The organism is Delftia sp. HK171, assembly GCF_001886655.1.
Lineage (GTDB): Bacteria > Pseudomonadota > Gammaproteobacteria > Burkholderiales > Burkholderiaceae_C > Comamonas > Comamonas acidovorans.
Genome location: NZ_CP018101.1, coordinates 4,814,025 through 4,828,732, shown reverse-complemented (window position 1 = coordinate 4,828,732; position 14,708 = coordinate 4,814,025). Strand labels below are relative to the sequence as shown.

Annotated in this window: 22 protein-coding genes; 12 read left to right on the top strand and 10 right to left on the bottom strand. The window is 58.4% G+C overall.

What is annotated here, in order from left to right:
• Nucleotides 1–5 precede the first annotated feature (5 nt).
• The gene (locus BO996_RS29315) at nucleotides 6–734 is read left to right on the top strand and encodes a hypothetical protein (protein WP_156898002.1); all 729 of its coding nucleotides are present in this window, start codon (nucleotides 6–8) and stop codon (nucleotides 732–734) included.
• Between the two features lie 143 nt (nucleotides 735–877).
• Nucleotides 878–1,933, top strand: coding sequence for a YiiX/YebB-like N1pC/P60 family cysteine hydrolase (locus BO996_RS21715; protein WP_071956400.1), 1,056 nt, complete (start codon nucleotides 878–880; stop codon nucleotides 1,931–1,933).
• A gap of 169 nt (nucleotides 1,934–2,102) precedes the next feature.
• Here the strand turns inward: BO996_RS21715 and BO996_RS21710 are convergent, their stop codons facing one another.
• The 6 genes from BO996_RS21710 to BO996_RS21695 all read right to left on the bottom strand — a co-directional run bounded on the left by BO996_RS21710 (nucleotide 2,103) and on the right by BO996_RS21695 (nucleotide 3,637).
• Nucleotides 2,103–2,432, bottom strand: coding sequence for a hypothetical protein (locus BO996_RS21710; protein ID WP_071956399.1), 330 nt, complete (start codon nucleotides 2,430–2,432; stop codon nucleotides 2,103–2,105).
• A gap of 25 nt (nucleotides 2,433–2,457) precedes the next feature.
• Nucleotides 2,458–2,673: a hypothetical protein gene (locus BO996_RS21705; protein WP_071956398.1), complete on the bottom strand. Its 216-nt coding sequence runs from the start codon at nucleotides 2,671–2,673 to the stop codon at nucleotides 2,458–2,460.
• Complete coding sequence (locus tag BO996_RS29960) at nucleotides 2,651–2,779, bottom strand: hypothetical protein (RefSeq protein WP_255247323.1); 129 nt, start codon at nucleotides 2,777–2,779, stop codon at nucleotides 2,651–2,653. The genes BO996_RS21705 and BO996_RS29960 overlap by 23 nt, the downstream gene beginning before the upstream one ends.
• Nucleotides 2,780–2,792: 13 nt before the next feature.
• Nucleotides 2,793–2,945, bottom strand: a complete 153-nt coding sequence (locus BO996_RS28845) for a hypothetical protein (protein ID WP_232240404.1) — start codon at nucleotides 2,943–2,945, stop codon at nucleotides 2,793–2,795.
• A gap of 108 nt (nucleotides 2,946–3,053) precedes the next feature.
• Nucleotides 3,054–3,305: a hypothetical protein gene (locus BO996_RS21700; protein WP_071956397.1), complete on the bottom strand. Its 252-nt coding sequence runs from the start codon at nucleotides 3,303–3,305 to the stop codon at nucleotides 3,054–3,056.
• Nucleotides 3,302–3,637, bottom strand: a complete 336-nt coding sequence (locus BO996_RS21695) for a hypothetical protein (protein ID WP_071956396.1) — start codon at nucleotides 3,635–3,637, stop codon at nucleotides 3,302–3,304. Before BO996_RS21695 ends, BO996_RS21700 begins: the two co-directional genes overlap by 4 nt.
• Nucleotides 3,638–3,842: 205 nt before the next feature.
• On the opposite strand from BO996_RS21695, the gene BO996_RS21690 reads away from it, so the two are divergent.
• Nucleotides 3,843–5,174: a hypothetical protein gene (locus BO996_RS21690; protein ID WP_071956395.1), complete on the top strand. Its 1,332-nt coding sequence runs from the start codon at nucleotides 3,843–3,845 to the stop codon at nucleotides 5,172–5,174.
• A 608-nt stretch (nucleotides 5,175–5,782) separates the two neighbouring features.
• On the opposite strand, the gene BO996_RS29310 is transcribed toward BO996_RS21690, so the two are convergent.
• Together BO996_RS29310 and BO996_RS21685 are read right to left on the bottom strand one after the other, a co-directional pair.
• The gene (locus tag BO996_RS29310) at nucleotides 5,783–6,631 is read right to left on the bottom strand and encodes a hypothetical protein (RefSeq protein WP_156898001.1); all 849 of its coding nucleotides are present in this window, start codon (nucleotides 6,629–6,631) and stop codon (nucleotides 5,783–5,785) included.
• A gap of 25 nt (nucleotides 6,632–6,656) precedes the next feature.
• Nucleotides 6,657–7,331, bottom strand: a complete 675-nt coding sequence (locus BO996_RS21685) for a LexA family transcriptional regulator (RefSeq protein ID WP_071956394.1) — start codon at nucleotides 7,329–7,331, stop codon at nucleotides 6,657–6,659.
• A gap of 70 nt (nucleotides 7,332–7,401) precedes the next feature.
• On the opposite strand from BO996_RS21685, the gene BO996_RS28840 reads away from it, so the two are divergent.
• Nucleotides 7,402–7,650, top strand: a complete 249-nt coding sequence (locus BO996_RS28840) for a hypothetical protein (RefSeq protein WP_156898000.1) — start codon at nucleotides 7,402–7,404, stop codon at nucleotides 7,648–7,650.
• Between the two features lie 131 nt (nucleotides 7,651–7,781).
• Here the strand turns inward: BO996_RS28840 and BO996_RS21680 are convergent, their stop codons facing one another.
• A complete protein-coding gene (locus BO996_RS21680; RefSeq protein ID WP_071956393.1) occupies nucleotides 7,782–8,093 on the bottom strand; it encodes a hypothetical protein in 312 nt (103 codons plus the stop codon).
• A gap of 81 nt (nucleotides 8,094–8,174) precedes the next feature.
• Nucleotides 8,175–8,423 (bottom strand): hypothetical protein, encoded by a 249-nt coding sequence (locus tag BO996_RS21675; RefSeq protein ID WP_071956392.1) that lies wholly within the window; start codon nucleotides 8,421–8,423, stop codon nucleotides 8,175–8,177.
• Between the two features lie 27 nt (nucleotides 8,424–8,450).
• On the opposite strand from BO996_RS21675, the gene BO996_RS21670 reads away from it, so the two are divergent.
• From BO996_RS21670 to BO996_RS21635, 8 genes are all read left to right on the top strand, one after another.
• Nucleotides 8,451–8,981, top strand: coding sequence for a phage regulatory CII family protein (locus tag BO996_RS21670; RefSeq protein WP_071956391.1), 531 nt, complete (start codon nucleotides 8,451–8,453; stop codon nucleotides 8,979–8,981).
• A complete protein-coding gene (locus BO996_RS21665) occupies nucleotides 8,971–9,819 on the top strand; it encodes a hypothetical protein (protein ID WP_071956390.1) in 849 nt (282 codons plus the stop codon). The genes BO996_RS21670 and BO996_RS21665 overlap by 11 nt, the downstream gene beginning before the upstream one ends.
• Nucleotides 9,820–9,848: 29 nt before the next feature.
• Complete coding sequence (locus BO996_RS21660) at nucleotides 9,849–10,190, top strand: hypothetical protein (RefSeq protein WP_071956389.1); 342 nt, start codon at nucleotides 9,849–9,851, stop codon at nucleotides 10,188–10,190.
• A gap of 24 nt (nucleotides 10,191–10,214) precedes the next feature.
• Complete coding sequence (locus tag BO996_RS21655) at nucleotides 10,215–11,285, top strand: YdaU family protein (protein ID WP_071956388.1); 1,071 nt, start codon at nucleotides 10,215–10,217, stop codon at nucleotides 11,283–11,285.
• A 199-nt stretch (nucleotides 11,286–11,484) separates the two neighbouring features.
• On the top strand, nucleotides 11,485–11,973 hold the full coding sequence (locus tag BO996_RS21650) for a hypothetical protein (RefSeq protein ID WP_071956387.1): 489 nt from the start codon (nucleotides 11,485–11,487) through the stop codon (nucleotides 11,971–11,973).
• Nucleotides 11,970–14,066, top strand: coding sequence for a phage terminase large subunit family protein (locus BO996_RS21645; protein ID WP_071956386.1), 2,097 nt, complete (start codon nucleotides 11,970–11,972; stop codon nucleotides 14,064–14,066). The genes BO996_RS21650 and BO996_RS21645 overlap by 4 nt, the downstream gene beginning before the upstream one ends.
• 67 nt (nucleotides 14,067–14,133) lie before the next feature.
• On the top strand, nucleotides 14,134–14,424 hold the full coding sequence (locus tag BO996_RS21640; RefSeq protein WP_232240403.1) for a Mor transcription activator family protein: 291 nt from the start codon (nucleotides 14,134–14,136) through the stop codon (nucleotides 14,422–14,424).
• A 53-nt stretch (nucleotides 14,425–14,477) separates the two neighbouring features.
• Complete coding sequence (locus BO996_RS21635; RefSeq protein WP_071956384.1) at nucleotides 14,478–14,708, top strand: phage head-tail joining protein; 231 nt, start codon at nucleotides 14,478–14,480, stop codon at nucleotides 14,706–14,708.

Here is a 14,708-nt window from a genome sequence, read left to right as displayed (position 1 = left end):
GATATATGGAGAAAGTTAGTTCAAAAATAATCATCCCAATTTCAGATACTCAGGCTGCTATTGGCGCTGGCGCAATCATGTCTTTGTTTGTTGTTTGGGCATTAGTTGCTGGATTGGGCGATGATTTTATTTGCTGGATAGGCGGCAAGGGGAATTTATCTGGTTGGGTGCAAGCAATTGGATCAATTGGGACGATTGCTGTGGGTGTCTGGGCTGTTCAGCATCAGCTCCGAGAGCAGAGAAAAGATTTTCGAAAAATTGCATTGGAAAATGAGCGCACCAGGATAGTTAAATCGTCGCAGTTTTTGCTTAGCTACACAGCTGATGCGATGTTGATTTGCGAAAAAATGCTTCACCTTATAAATCAAGGTGATGTGAATTGGACTAGGTTGGCAGAGCTTTCTGGTCTGCTTGTGAAATCGTTGGACAACGTGTCTTCTGGTGATTTGCCATCGCCGGCTGCAGGATTATTGTTGACGGGAATTAGATCGCCAATTGCTACGGTGTCTATTCAATGTCGATGGAATCTTGAGAACAGTGAAAAAAGAAAGGAAAAAATCAAAGAGGTAAGAGATGTTGTTCGAGAAGTCTTGCGTGCTGCATCGAATGGCGATGCTTGGCTGAAGCAGCATATATTATCAAATGCTACTGAGGAAGAATTGACTTATCTTAGAGATGCTTTAAATACATTTAAAGGAGAGTTGACCAAGGATGGTAAATCTGAAGTCGCCTAGTTTATAGAACATTTTCTGAAATAAATTTTGGAAAAATTGCGCAGATTGAGGAAGATGGTAGAGTTTGCTTTTTGATGCTGATGATTGTATTTTGTCCCTCTCATTTTTTCGGTAGTGTGTGAGCTGTTTAATGGGTATCAATTATGGAAAATAACCAATATTATGGATTTGATTGGAGGCGGCTTAAGGTGGGGGATGTGCTTTTAAGCCGTGGAGCTAGCAAACAAGCAAGCTTGATTTCTAATCTTACAGGTGGGGATTTTTCTCACGTTATGCTCTTCGTGGGAGGAACACTTATCCATGCAGACGGAGATGGGGTTTATTCGAAAAATCCAAGGAGGATCATCAGAAATGATAAAAATAATCTGGCTGTTTACAGATTAATTAATGACGTTTCTTCGGAAAATCTTAAGAGAATGTGTAAATTTGCTAGGGGGGAGATTGGGAAATTGTATGACGTTAAGGGGGCCATAGCTTCGATTCGAAGTGGAGCTGATAAATCAAGTAAAGATAAGCAGTTCTGTTCAAGATTGGTGGCAGAGGCGTTTAAGAGTATTGATATAGATTTTGGTAAGTCTACGGATAAAATTACACCAAACGATTTCTGTAGATTCAATACGATTTTTGCAAAGCTTGAACAGCTGGTAGTCCCTCTGAAAAATGCTGATGTCTCTTATGCAAATAGCCCAGACTACAATCTTGTGCTCCAAGAGGAAACTTTTCAATGGCTTGGGAGGGTTAGGGATTTTGCTGCTTCAAAGGGATTTTCTATTGGTTCGATGAATGATGTGATTGATTATTTATTTGAGCACCCTGAGGATGATGAAAAGATCTGTGAGATAGTAGATCAGACCAGATATTATGGTTTTGTAGATATTGATGAAGATAAAAATCCATATAAATACGATCTTCTCCAATTGGAGTTGGAAATGTCCAATAAAGATCTTGATTCAAGAGAAGAGATCTTCAGTTCGTTGATTCACGGTATCGAGGAGGAATGTGAGAATAGGAAAGAAAACTATTACTCTTCGATAAGAAATGTCACTCTGAAAGATTTGAAATTCTTTAGAAAAAGTCATGATTTAAATAAAAGACTATACTGGAATGTTGTTAGGAGAGCTCATGTTATAAAATGCTGGATGGAGTATCAAAAATTCTGTTTGAAAATTATTGAAAGAGATAAATTATCGGAGGAATAAATTTCTTGCCTCCTTTGCGTCTAGCGAATTCTTGATCCCCAGGTTAGAGGCCTGCTGCTCCACATGCCGTTCGGTGCCAGCATTTTCGCGGCGACATCAGCCTTGGGCTGGGTCAAATGGTGCGCTCACAGGTAGGCGTCATCCTCGGCCCGCCATGGCGTGTTCTTGCTCATTGCGGTAGTCCGACCTGCTGCCCCTTGATCTGCAGCACGCGGCGTGCGGCGTTGCCGACTTCGGCGGTGACCGAGTAGCCGTACCCATCAGGGTTGATCAGCTCGCGGATCAGGTCGAAGGCCTCGGCCACATCCGGCGCCAGGTGGTTGGCGTCGTAGGTGGTAGTTTCGAGGTTGGGCAGGTGCTGGGCCATGCGCAGCAGCTCCAGTGCGGCCGCGTCCTCGGTGTGCAGGCCGCGCCCAGGCACGGGCCGGGGCAGGTTGGTGGTCAGGGCAACGCGGCCCTCGTCGTCGGCGGAAATGGCAATGATGATCTGGCGGGCCATGGTGGTCTCCTGTGAAGTGGCGGGGTTAGGACGGGGTGCCGTCAAGGTGCAGAAGGCGGTGGATCTGGTCGCGCGAGCGGTCGAACTGGACAGCCCACGCGGCACGCTGGGTGATGGGTGGCCTGCTGGCGTGCTCTGCCGCCAGGGCGTGGGCGTCGGCCAGCGCTAAGGCGTGGCGCAGCGCGTAGTGCCAATCGCTGGCCCAGTGGTGGTCGCGGTCAGCGGTGGCAGATGACGACATAGGGCCGGTCTCCGAATTGCTCCAGCGCCCAGGCGCATGCGTCTTGCGTGCAGGCGCCGACGAATTGCTGCTGCGTGCAGCCGCATTTGATGGTGAAGGTGCGCATGTGACTCCAGTAATCAGAGGGAGGGCAGTTCCAGCGGGATCTGCTGGAGCTTGGTTGCGGCGGGCGCATCTACGGCGCTGGCCTTGCGGCTGCGGCGCTTGGGTGGAGCGGCAGCAGCTGCGGAGCTGGCCAGCTGCTCGCGCGCCCTGGCGAAGGTCTGGGCCACGTTGGTGTGCTCGCTGCGGCGGTAGACAAAGGCCTGATCGGTGATCGGCGTGGAGGGCGGGTGATGCGGGCAAGCTGCATGCGGCTCTCCTGAATGAGTACGGCCCGCTCAGTGGCGGGCCGTTGGTTGGTCAAAGAAGGTGGTGCCGCACCAGGCGTAGAGCAGCATTCCGCTGTGCCTGGCCTCGTCCAGCGCCGCATATCCCGCGTTGCTCAGCAGCGCGCATGCGCTCCAGATCAGCGGGTGGCCGGCGCCCTCGCGCTCCATCACGGCGCCTTCGGCCAGGTCGCGGAAGTAGGTGGCCAGCCAGAACGGCCCGGCAGGGGTTGGCGGCGGTGTCTCGGGATAGGGAGGGCTCATGGCTGGTCTGGGCATGCCTCGAAATACCTCGTCCCAGACCAGGCGAAGAGCAGGAACCCCTCTTTCAGAGCGTGCGACAGGGCTTCGCTGGCGCGCTCATGAATCAGGACAGCCGCGAAATGCAGTGCGTCAGTCGTGATGCCGTCGCGGCGCCTGTTCTGCTTGATCAGGCTCTCTATGGCCGATTCCCGTGCTACATGGCGGAAGTAAGCGGCGATCCAGAATCGGCCCTTTGACGTGTCGTAGTCAGGCGGTGTTTTTGGGCGTGCGATGCCCTGATGCTCGACCGTGGCCTTGCGTGGAGGGCGACTCGGTGGGATGGCATTTGCCATGGCAGATCTCCAGTGGTGGGCGAAGAAAAGGGCCGGTGCCGCGTGGCGGCTGCGTGGGCGAGATGGCTGGTGGTTGCGAAGAAAGAAGCCCAGGCCCGGCGAAAGGAAAGCCACATGTGCCATTCAGAGCTGAAGTGCTCCAGCGAGGGCATGGCTGTGTGGCGTGACAACCTGTAAACTCAGGTGTCAAAAGTTTGGAGCAGATATGAATTTGAGGACGGTTGGCAGCACCATTGCCCTGAGCATTCTTCTCACCGCTTGCGCTACTACTTATGAAGATAGGGCGATTAGGGATAAGAATTATTCTGGTGCTCTGTACTCGGTCAGTTACTACGAGGCCAAGGCCGGCAGAGACGACGTTGATAAGCTGGTGGCAAGAATCAAGGATGCCGCCGGTTCTCAGTATCAACTGCAGTTCTACGAAGACACCAAAAAATTCATTCAATATAAAGAAAAGAATCGCGCCTTCTTCAAGGACATGGTCCTGTATATGGCCAATGCTCAAAGAGGTGGTTTGCTGGACGCGGGGCAAGCGGCCGATATAAACCAAATTCTTTATAAGGAATTGGCGCAGCAAGCGATCTTGAAGCCCACGATTTTGAATGCTGAGCTGAAGGAGAGTTATCCAGATTTGCCGAAGTACATGGGCGCAGCGTACGAGTCTGAGTATCGCCGAGCTCTCAATGGAGAACTGCCGGATATGGAGGCGTATGCGTCCGTTTACTCGGCCATGAAGAATAGTGACAATGCAAAGGCTGCTGCGCTTTTGCCGGTTGTGCGCACAAAAATGGCTGACCTGATCAAGTCAATGGGGCCGGGTGCGTGGCGCGATCTTGCTGGAGTTCTTGCCGTCTACACAGCGACGCGTGACCCAGTGATTGAACAACATGTTCTGCAGTTCGTCACGCGCGCAGACCTCTCGAAAAAGCAGCTCAAGGAAGAGGTGGCGACTGTCCTTCCCGACTTGGCCGCCAAGGCAAGGGCAGAGAGAGAGCTTCAAGTGAAGATCGTTTCCGACAGCAACGATCCGTTCATAGATGAGCTTCCCAAGGCGCTTGAAGATTTTGATGAGTGGATAACTGTTGAAGACGAGGCAAAGCGAAAGCTGACCATTGCCCGGTTGCGCATTACTGAGCGGCCTGGAAATCCTCTTGTCAGAACGCAGACGGTTAGCGATCTGGATTTTGCTACGAGACTGCTGATTCCGAAGAATGCCAGCGTTCTTTACGATACCACCACAACCAACTATGAGATCAGTTGGAGCATGAATGTCAGCGATTCTGCTGGCAAGGGATCAAAAGTCATATCTGGCAAGAAATCTGAGCAGAAAATTGAATGCTCCAACATCCGATATAAAAATGTGTTTGGCGGTGAAGGCGAAGTTGGGTTGATCCCAACCAGCATCCAAGGCGTATGTAACAGGAAGAGCGGCATAAACTTTGATGCCATCCGCTCCGAGGCTGTCAAGGAAATTGCGGGAGAAATCGTGCAGCTGCTGCGTAAGGACCAAAAGGTATCCGGTACTACGCGCAGTTAATAGTCCTCAGTCCTTTGTGATCTTTTCGTATTTCACAGCGTCATTGACAGGCCCAGCACCTTAAGTGCCGGGCCTTTTTGTTGCCCGTTCTTTCCGGGCCGTCAGCCATCGCTGGCTGGGGTTTTCTGTTCTTGGCAACCCTGTTTGCCTCACCTGGTCGCCCGTCTACCGCGCTTTGGCAGGACTGGGCCGGGCAGGACTACCCGCGCAGAGCAGCGGCCCATGCCCGCTGGTGCTTGTGCCGGTCTGCCCCGCAGGTCGGGCAGACATCATCGGCGTGCAACTTTTGAAAGACCGGGGCTTGCCCGGTCGATGCCGTGGTGCCCAACTTCCCCTCCGTGCCGCGGAAGCGGGGGAGGACGTCGGGATCGATTGAATCATGATTCACTTCTTTGGTCAATCATGATTCAGTATTTTTTGAACTAGTGTTCACTTTTGCCACTTTGTGGCAAGGTTCCGAGGGTGGTGCCTGCCTTAGGTTGAGCGCAAAGAAGCCCGCGTTTGGCGGGCTCGGGCTCGGGCTGAGGATCGAGGGACGGCGGAGGCCTGTGCCGGCGCGTAGTGGTGGCTTGTCTCGGTCTCGTTGGACTGAGGCTAGCTATCCGCTATCACCTACTAGATGCTCTACATGCTCCATCGGAGCACGATATTTTCAAAATTGTGCCATCTTGGCATTCAAGTACATACAAGGCGAAATTCTTCTTGATCTGTTCTGGAGATATTCCTGATTTTGGATGGCACTGCTCGCTTCTTGCAACATTGGTGACCGCAGTCCTCAGTGCTGGTCCGGAAAACTCCATGTATGTCGAACTGGCACTTTGTGGAGTTAGGTCGTTCTTAGTTTTAGTGACGGAAGACCGATTATCTAAGTAATCAAATGCTGAGTCTTCGTAGTCTTTTGCAAGTGCTAGGATTTTTTCGCGTGCTGCGTCAGCGTCTATTCCGGTTTCTATGCCCCAGACATCTGCTTTTACCGTTGCTAGATTATATCTGTCAACAATCCATTGTGAATCTGTTAATCTAATCGGAAGCGCGCCTCTATAAGTTGTTGAATTCCCATTCTTTGTGAAAAATTCAATCGATCTTACCCACAATATCCCAGCATCCTTATAGGCTCTTAGAGAATTATCTAGGGCAAGAAAAGATTCTGGATTCTTTATGAGAACGTTTTGTTTGAAGTTTTCAATTGATTTTGACAGCTCAATAATGGAAGATTGGTAACCATTGTAGGAAATGCCCGCGCTTAGTCCCGCTCTTATATCAATGAATGATTTTTTTAATGATGATGCCGGATTCTCCGAGCTGGATTGTCCCTTCGCCATCGCAGATTTTAGACATTCTAGTCTCTTGGCTGCATCAGGAAACGCGTTGCATGCCTCAATTAAAATATCAGAAGGCTGAGATAGTGCAATCAATGGATATGATATCAGTGCAGCAATAAAATAGCAGGTTCGCATTAGAGTGCCTTGTTGGAAAATCGCGCTAGATGCGTTCACTCTGTTTGTGAACGATTTCACCAATTAACTTGACATCCTCATGGCATACCTTTCGGGGATATCTCCTTTGGTCTGGATTGTCCGATGAAAGCCACCATTGGCCATCATCACGAATAAGGCGCTTGACGACCATTTCTCCTTCATAATTCACTGCAAAAACTACGCCATCTTTTGGCTGAGTCTGAGCGGTGTTTACGATTACGGTATCCCCGTGATACAGACCCGGCTCCATACTTCCATTAACAATCGTGGTTGCTAATAAATCACTGGGCCTGTATCCACGCTGTTCGTACCAGTCCTTCCGGAAAGCCAATGGATTTCCTGATTCATCTGAGAGATCGACGCCGAAGCCGGTTACGCCAGCTGAAAGTTTGAACCGTACGCGCCGAATTGCTGGGTAATCGGGGTTGTTCTCTAAATCGATCTCGGCCGGTTCTGACCTGGAAAGCTCCATAGAACCTAACCCTGTAGCGAGCCAGTCTGGGCTGACGCGCAGGAAGGCCGCAGCCTTGGCATTGTTCTCCGCGCTGAAGGACTTCGAGAGACCATCAAGTACGCGTTTTACGGCTTGGTAGGTAACACCCATGCCGCGAGCCAGTTCAGTCACGGTCACGCCGCGCGCATCTATCGCCTGCCTAAGGCGTGCAGAAAATTCAACCATGGTTCAAATGTGCGTCGGCGCGAGTGAATTGTGATTGCTTTGTGTACTGAATCATGATTCAATGATTGCTATGAACAAGACCGAAGCAATCCAACAGCTGGGCGGCTCCGTCGCAGCAGCCGCCAAGGCTGTCGGGGTAACGTACCAAGCGGTGAACCAGTGGCCGGAGCGTTTGTCCCGCCGCGTGGTTGATCGTGTCGAGGCCGCACTTTGGCGAGCTCAACGCGCCGCCGATCCGCTTGGTGGGTGTCAAGCCATGGAGCCAACTGCAGGGCAGGCGCAGCCCGCAACCCAGGTTGAGGAGGTGCCCCATGGTTGATGCATTCGCCCTTGAGGTCCTGCGTGCCTTTGATGGTGGCAACGTGCGAGGAGTTGCCCGGCGCTTCGGCGTCAGTTTGAGGGTCGTGTACTGCTCTTTGCTGGAAGCTCGTGTGGAGCGAGATCGTTTGCTTACGCTGCAGGCGGGTTGCGATATTGGCGTAGAGCAAAGCGAGCTGCTTGCTTTGCTGCTTCGTCTGCTTCCGGTTGACTGCCCTCGACAAGCTGAAGCCTCTCGCACAGCTGGGCAAACACTACCTGCGACCGCGCGTGCGCAATGCCGTGATGCCGTTCCCGCTCGCGGCAGAGTGCGATCCAGTCCACCAGGGCCTCTGCTGTGAAGTTGGGCTCGGCTTCCATGAGAAATATCAAGTGGCCCAGCATTGTCTCGATGGCGTCCAGGCGCTCGTCTGGCGTGGCTGAGTGCTTTTCGTTTTCCTGCATGTCCGCCCTCCTTGGCGATATTGGTGGTGGTGTGAGAGCTTCCATCGTACCCAGGGCATGGGCGGGCGCCTGCTGGGGGCGTCACGCAGCGACCCGAGAGGCAATTGCGCGCAGCTGTGCGATCACCCCTGGCGTGGCGCTCCCGGTCTCCTGCAGGCGCTGGCAGCACAGTTCGCTCCAGCGGGCCAGCGCGGCCGCGCTGAATCCGGCACTGCCTTCGCCCTCCAAGACTTCGAGAATCTGGCCCAGGAACAGCTCCAGGGCCTGCGCCCATTGGGGGCTGCCGATGGTGTCTGCTGTGGGCGTTGCGGGTGCTGTGCTGTGGGTCATGTCGTTGGCTCGTAAGGGGTTGTGCTGATGAGTGCAACTTTCTCAGTTGGCATCGCCCCTGGCTATGTCGAAAGTGAGCCTCAAGCCGACATTGCCGCCGGCATGGACGTGCTCGACGCGGCTTATCTGATCGCGCAGACCAGCCAGGGCGGCATCAAGGCCCTGGCGGTGCGCATGGGCATCAACGCCGGCACGCTGCAGCACAAGCTCAACACCAACAACGACACCCACCACCTGACGCTGCGCGAATCCGTGCGGCTGCAGGTGGTGACGGGCAATGCAGCGGTGCTGCATGCAATGGCCAGCGAACTCGGTTTCGAGTGCCGGCGCAGCCTGCCAGACCAGGCCGAGGGCGATCCGGTGGAGGCCTTCATGCATTTCCAGTCCGCCGTGGCCGAGGTCACGCGCGCCGCAGCTGATGCGCACCGGCAGCCGTCGCGCAATGCCGTGCGGCGCCTGGATCGCCAGGTGCAGGAACTCACGGTCATGGCGCAGTACCTGGCCCGCTCGGCACAGCAGCGCCTGGCTGCCACCCCTGGAGGTGGCAATGCGTATTGATATCAAGCCTGAGGGCGGTGATCGGTACAAGCGTGCCCTGGCCGGCCTGGATGGCGGGCAGATTGCTCAGGCCACGGCCGAGGCCATCAACATGGGTGCGGGCCGCGTCAAGAATTCCATGCGCTCTGAAATGCAGAGCGTTTTTGACAGACCCACAGGCTACGTGCTGCAGTCCGTGCAGGTGGTCAAGAAGGCCACGGCCGGCGATCTCAATGCCCTGGTGGCGCCTACCTACATGGGCGGCAAGGGTGTGGACCCGCAGCAGATCCTCGCCGCTCAGGAGGATGGCGGCCGGCGCCGTGACAAGCGCAGCGAGAAAGCTCTGCGCACAGCCGGCATCCTGCCCATTGGCTACCAGACCGCGATCCCCGCCACTCCCTACCCGGGAAGCGATGACGGGCGCGGGAATCTCAAGGGCTCGACCCTGGTACAGCTGATTGCCTACTTCCAGGCCTTCGGCGAGCAGGGCTACCGGGCCAACATGACCAAGGGGCGCATGCAGGCCCTGCACCAGCGCGGCGGCAAGGGCGCGCGCTTCATGGGGCCGGTGAAGGGCATCCGCTACATCGTGGCCTATGGCCGCCTGCGTGGCGGTGCACGGGCTACGGCACGCGGTGAGTACGACAGGCGTGCATCCAATCTGCCGCCTGGCATCTGGGCGGTGACCGGCACCGGCGGCGCAGACGTTCGGCCAGTGCTGATGTTCGTGCGCGGCGGCAACTACAAGCCCCGCATCAGCCTGGACGGGGTGCGCAAGCGCTCGGGCATCGATGAGCTGATTCCCCGCTGGGTCCGTGGCCGCGTCTACGACGCATTCAAGAAAGCCAGTCAGGGCTGACGGCCCGGCAGATATCAGGAGAGATAGACATGCAACACACCACCCATCAGGTGACCTCGCATGACACCAAGGCGGATTCGTTTTCCGCCATTGGCAATGCCACGCGGGTACGCCTCAACGAACGGCTGTACAGCAGCCTGGCCGAGGCCCACCGCCGGGGGCAGCTCGCCCTGAGCCGGCGAGAGCTGCGGGACTTCCACAACGAGTGCACGGGCGAATGGCTGGAGATCTCCAGCGTGGCCAGCACGGTGAATGCGCTGGTCGCGGCCAAGCGCGTGGAAGAGGTGGCGGCGCGGGCCTGCTCCCTGCCGCCGCATCGCCTGGTCAAGCCTGTGCGCTGCCGCCTGCAGCAGGCGACGTTGACAGACTGAATTGATATCGAAGGTTGAGCAGGCATGAATCACTACCCCCACCACATCGGCGACTTCAACACCGCGACACGGCACTTGTCAAAGTTGGAGCGGGCCATCTACCGTGACATGCGTGACATGTACTGTGACACCGAGGCAGCGCTGGACGGCTCCAGTTTCGATCTGCTGGCGCGGCGCCTGCTGTGCCGGTCACCGGAAGAGATCGATGCCCTGCAGTTCGTGCTTGCCGAGTTCTTTACGCAGCTGCCCGATGGCCGATATCAGAACGACGAATGTGAGCAGATCGTGGCCCAGTTCCGCCAGCAGCAGGAGGGGCGCAACGAGGTCAAGAGCAATGAGCACCTGCGGCAGAAGCGCAGCAGGGCTAGGCGTAGTGCTATCTTTTCTGCGTTGCGTGCCCTGGGTGTCGTGCCTGCTGCCAAGGCGAAGGCTGCAGATCTGATGGCTCTGTGCCGTCAGCATGGAATCGTCGTGACAGATACCAGTGTCACGTTGAATGGCACGGACTGGCTTGGTGGTGATACGGGCAATGTCACGCCACGTCACGGTGATGTCACGGGTGGTGTCACGCCTCGTCACGGCGATGACACGGGTAACCAGAACCAGAACCAAAACCAATACTTACCCCCCAACCCCCCTGCAGGGGGGGCGAACGGTGGATTGGCTATCGCCACGGCACTTGCAGGCAGCTTCCCGGAGCAGCGGCGCACTCGCTTGGTGGACGTGGCCGACGCCGTGGCTGATGCCATCGCTCGTGGCGACGTGACGGCCGAGGAGCTGCTGGCTGCCGCTGAGCAGCAGCGTGGACTGCTGGCGGCGAAGGATGGCAAGGCCTGCCCCAGCCTGCTGCGCTGGGTGCGTGAGCAGCGTTGGAAGGACGTGGTGATGCTGGCCTCTGCGGCAGGCGACGGGCAGCAGCCCGACAACTGGGCAGACACGCGCAGTGGCGTCGAGGGTATGGCGGCCAGCCTGGGCATGTCGGGCTACGACGACTGGTGCGATGCGCGAGCGGGGCAGGGCCTGCGACGGGCGTTCGCGGACTACGAGGCGGCAGTCCATGCGCTGCTGGCCGAGCGTCAGGGGGTGTCGGCATGACGGTGCGCACCCTCATCGGCGCGGCGGCGCCCCTCTCGACGTGCTCAAAAAATAGGCAGAATCGCGGGTCCTTTTTGGCCCACTTGGAAGCGGGTAATTCGAGCCGCGCTCTCGGACTGTTGCGCAACCTTCCTAAGGGGGTTAAGTGAAGGTCCTGCCTTACTTTGATGCTCCTATTTCGCAAGCAGAATTTGCGGCTTTGATCGGTGTCAGCGAGGCCCGCGTGAGCCAGCTGGTGAGCGAAGGCGCGATTGTTCGGGGCGATACGGGCCACGAATGGCTGCTGGGCTACTGTGAGCGCCTGCGCGACCAAGCGGCGGGCCGGGCCTCGGCTGGATTGGGTGGTCTGGACCTGGTCCAGGAACGTGCGGCGCTGGCGCGCTCGCAGCGCGAGGCCCAGGACCTGAAAAACGCCGTCGCCCGTGGCGAATTCGCGCCCATCGGCGCGCTGGCGGACGTGCTTGGCCTGGCCAGCTCGGCGGTGGTGGACCGCATGGACCAGATCGAGGGCCAGTTGCGCAAGGCCTGCCCGGATCTGCCCGAGGATGCCCGTGTCACGGTGCTGCGCGTGCTGGCCGATGCCCGCAATGAGTGGATTCGGGTCACGTCCAAACTGATCGGCGAGCGCGTGGCGGCCATGGCCGAGGCACCAGACGAGGATGAGCTGGACGAGGAGGCTGCATTTTGAGCGCACCCCTGTCGAGAGAGGCGATTTCCGCCATCCAGACCGCTGCGCAGCTGGGCCTGTCCAGCCTGCGGGCCGATCCGCCCCAGACCCTGTCCGAATGGGCAGCCGACCACTTCCTGCTGGCCGGCGAATCCAGCCACCAGAAGGGCGGTTGGGTGGCATGGCCGTTTCAGATCGGGATCTTGGACTTCATGTCCGATGACCGCATCGAGGAACTGGCCGTCAAGAAGTCCAAGCGCGTCGGCTACTCCAAGATGATTACCGCCTTCGTCTGCTACAACATCGCGCACCGCCGACGCAAGCAGGCGCTGTGGCAGCCCACGGACGACGACCGTGACAGCTTCGTCAAGACCGAGATCGAGCCCCTGCTGGACAGCAAGGACGGCGTGCCTTCGGTGATCGCGGCCCGCAAGCAAGGCAGCCGGGTCGAGGAGACCATCAAGTACAAGCCTTTCCGCGACAGCGTGCTGCACCTGCTGGGCGGCAAGGCGGCTCGGGCCTATCGCCGGATCACGGTGGCCGTGGCCATCCTGGACGAATGGACGGCGTTCGACCAGACCATCGGCGGCAGCAAGGACAAGTCGGCAGGCTCGCCCGGCACCTTGGCCAAGGGCCGGCTGGAGGGCGCTCCTTACCCCAAGTTCATCGGCGGGAGCACGCCCGGCATCAAGGGCCTGTGCCACGTCAGCCGCGCCTGCGAGGATTCCGAGGACGAGGTCGATTACCTGATCGAGTGCCCGCGCTGCGAGGCAGAGCACCCCCTGACCTGGGGCGGCAAGGAGGCCATGCACGGCTTCAAATGGGAGGCCGGCAAGCCCGAGACGGTGCGCCACATGTGCCCCCACTGCCGCGAGTCCATCAGCCAGGCCGAATACCTGCCCGGTGGCTGGCCGCTGACGGGTGCCTGGGTGTGCCGGCGTTCTGGCCGCCGCTTCGGCGCCGACCGCATCTGGCGCACTGCCGATGGCGCGCCATGCAGGCCCCCGCGCACGCTGGGCGTGCACATCTGGGCCGCGTACAGCCCGCAGCGCACCTGGGCGTCCACCGTGGACGAGTTCGAGAAGGCCCACCGCGCCCTGCAGGAGGGTGATGCAGGCCCCATGACCTCGTTCACCAACGAGACGCTGGGCCAGGCCTGGGAACTCAAGGGTGAGGGCACCGACGACCATGTGCTGCAGGCCCGCGCCGAACCCTATGCCATCGGCACGGTGCCCGTGGGCGGCCTGGTCCTGACGGCCGGCGTGGACGTGCAGCGCACTTGGTGGCAGATCAACGTTTGGGCCTGGGCGCGCGGCATGGAAAGCTGGATCGTGGACCGCCACATCATCGAGGGCAATCCTTCCAGCGAGGGCGACTGGGCGCCTGTGACGGCCTACCTGCAGCGCCGTTACCGCCAGGCCTGGCACGGTGGCAGCCTGGGCCTGAGCGCCATCAGCATCGACTCGTCCGACCAGACACAGGCGGTCTACAACTATGTCCGCACGCACCAGCACATGCTGCCCAACCTGCGCGCCATCAAGGGCGACAACAACGACAACCGGCCCATCGTCGGGCCGGCCAGCATGCAGGACATGGACTGGCGCGGCCAGAAGATCAAGCAGGGCATCAAGCTCTGGCTGGTGGGCGTGGACAACGCCAAGGATCTGCTGCTGGGCCAGCTGGCGATCACGGACGCCGGCCCGGGGTGCGTGCACTTTAGCGAGGATCTGCCGCGCGAGTTCTTCGAGCAGTTGACCGCCGAACAGCGCATCCTGGCCAAGGTCCAGGGCCGCGAGGCCTACCGCTGGGTCAAGCGCCGCCAGCGCAATGAGGACCTGGACTGCCGCAACTACGCCATCCACGCGGCCATGGCCCAGGGCCTGCACAAGTACACCGATGCGCGCTGGTCGCAGGTCGAGCAGATGGTGCAGCCTGCCCGCGACCTTTTTAGCCCACCCGAGGCGCCCGCCAGCGTGGCGCCGCCGGCTCCCACGGCTGCGACCACGTCGGACGCGCCACCCGTTTCCACCACCACCGCGCCCCGTGCGCCGGCCCCCGCGCCGCGCCGTGCGGCACCCGTTCGCCGCAACGGCGGTTTCTCCCGTTCCTGGTAGCCCCATGACCCCAAAGACCAACGCCCCAGCACCCCACATGGCCCCCGATGCGGCCAAGAGTTCCGCAATGCCAGAGGCCGATTTCGCGCCCGATCTGGTGGATCGCATGTTTGACTATCTGGTGGAGCTGTTACCCGAGCTGCGCGGCAGCCCTGCCGCGATGGAGCGTATCCAGCTTCAGCTGCGCCGGGAGTTCGCCGGCCAGGATGCCTACATCCCTGCCAGGTCCTCGGTGGACAAGGCCGAGGAGCGTCGGCAGGTGCTGCGGCTTTGGAATGGGCGCAATGCCACGGCCGTGGCGCGCACGCTGGGCATCAGCCGTGCCACGGTGTACCGGCACCTGAAGCAGCCCGGCTGAAACCGTCTCAGGTTTCCGGGAAATGAGACAGTTGCCCCGGTAGCGTGCGGCATATGAGCACGCTCCAAGACCTTCAGATGCGCCTCGCGCGCCTCAATGCCGCCATCCACAGTGGTGAGCGCACCATCACGACCGAGGATGGCGCCTCGGTCACCTATCGCAGCCTGGACGAGATGATGGGCGCGCGCCGCGATCTGCACACGCAGATTTCGGCCTTGGCCGGCACCGGCCAGCCGCGCGCCCTGGTGGCGCGCTTTCGCTTCGCCGGCCTGCGGGACCGTTGA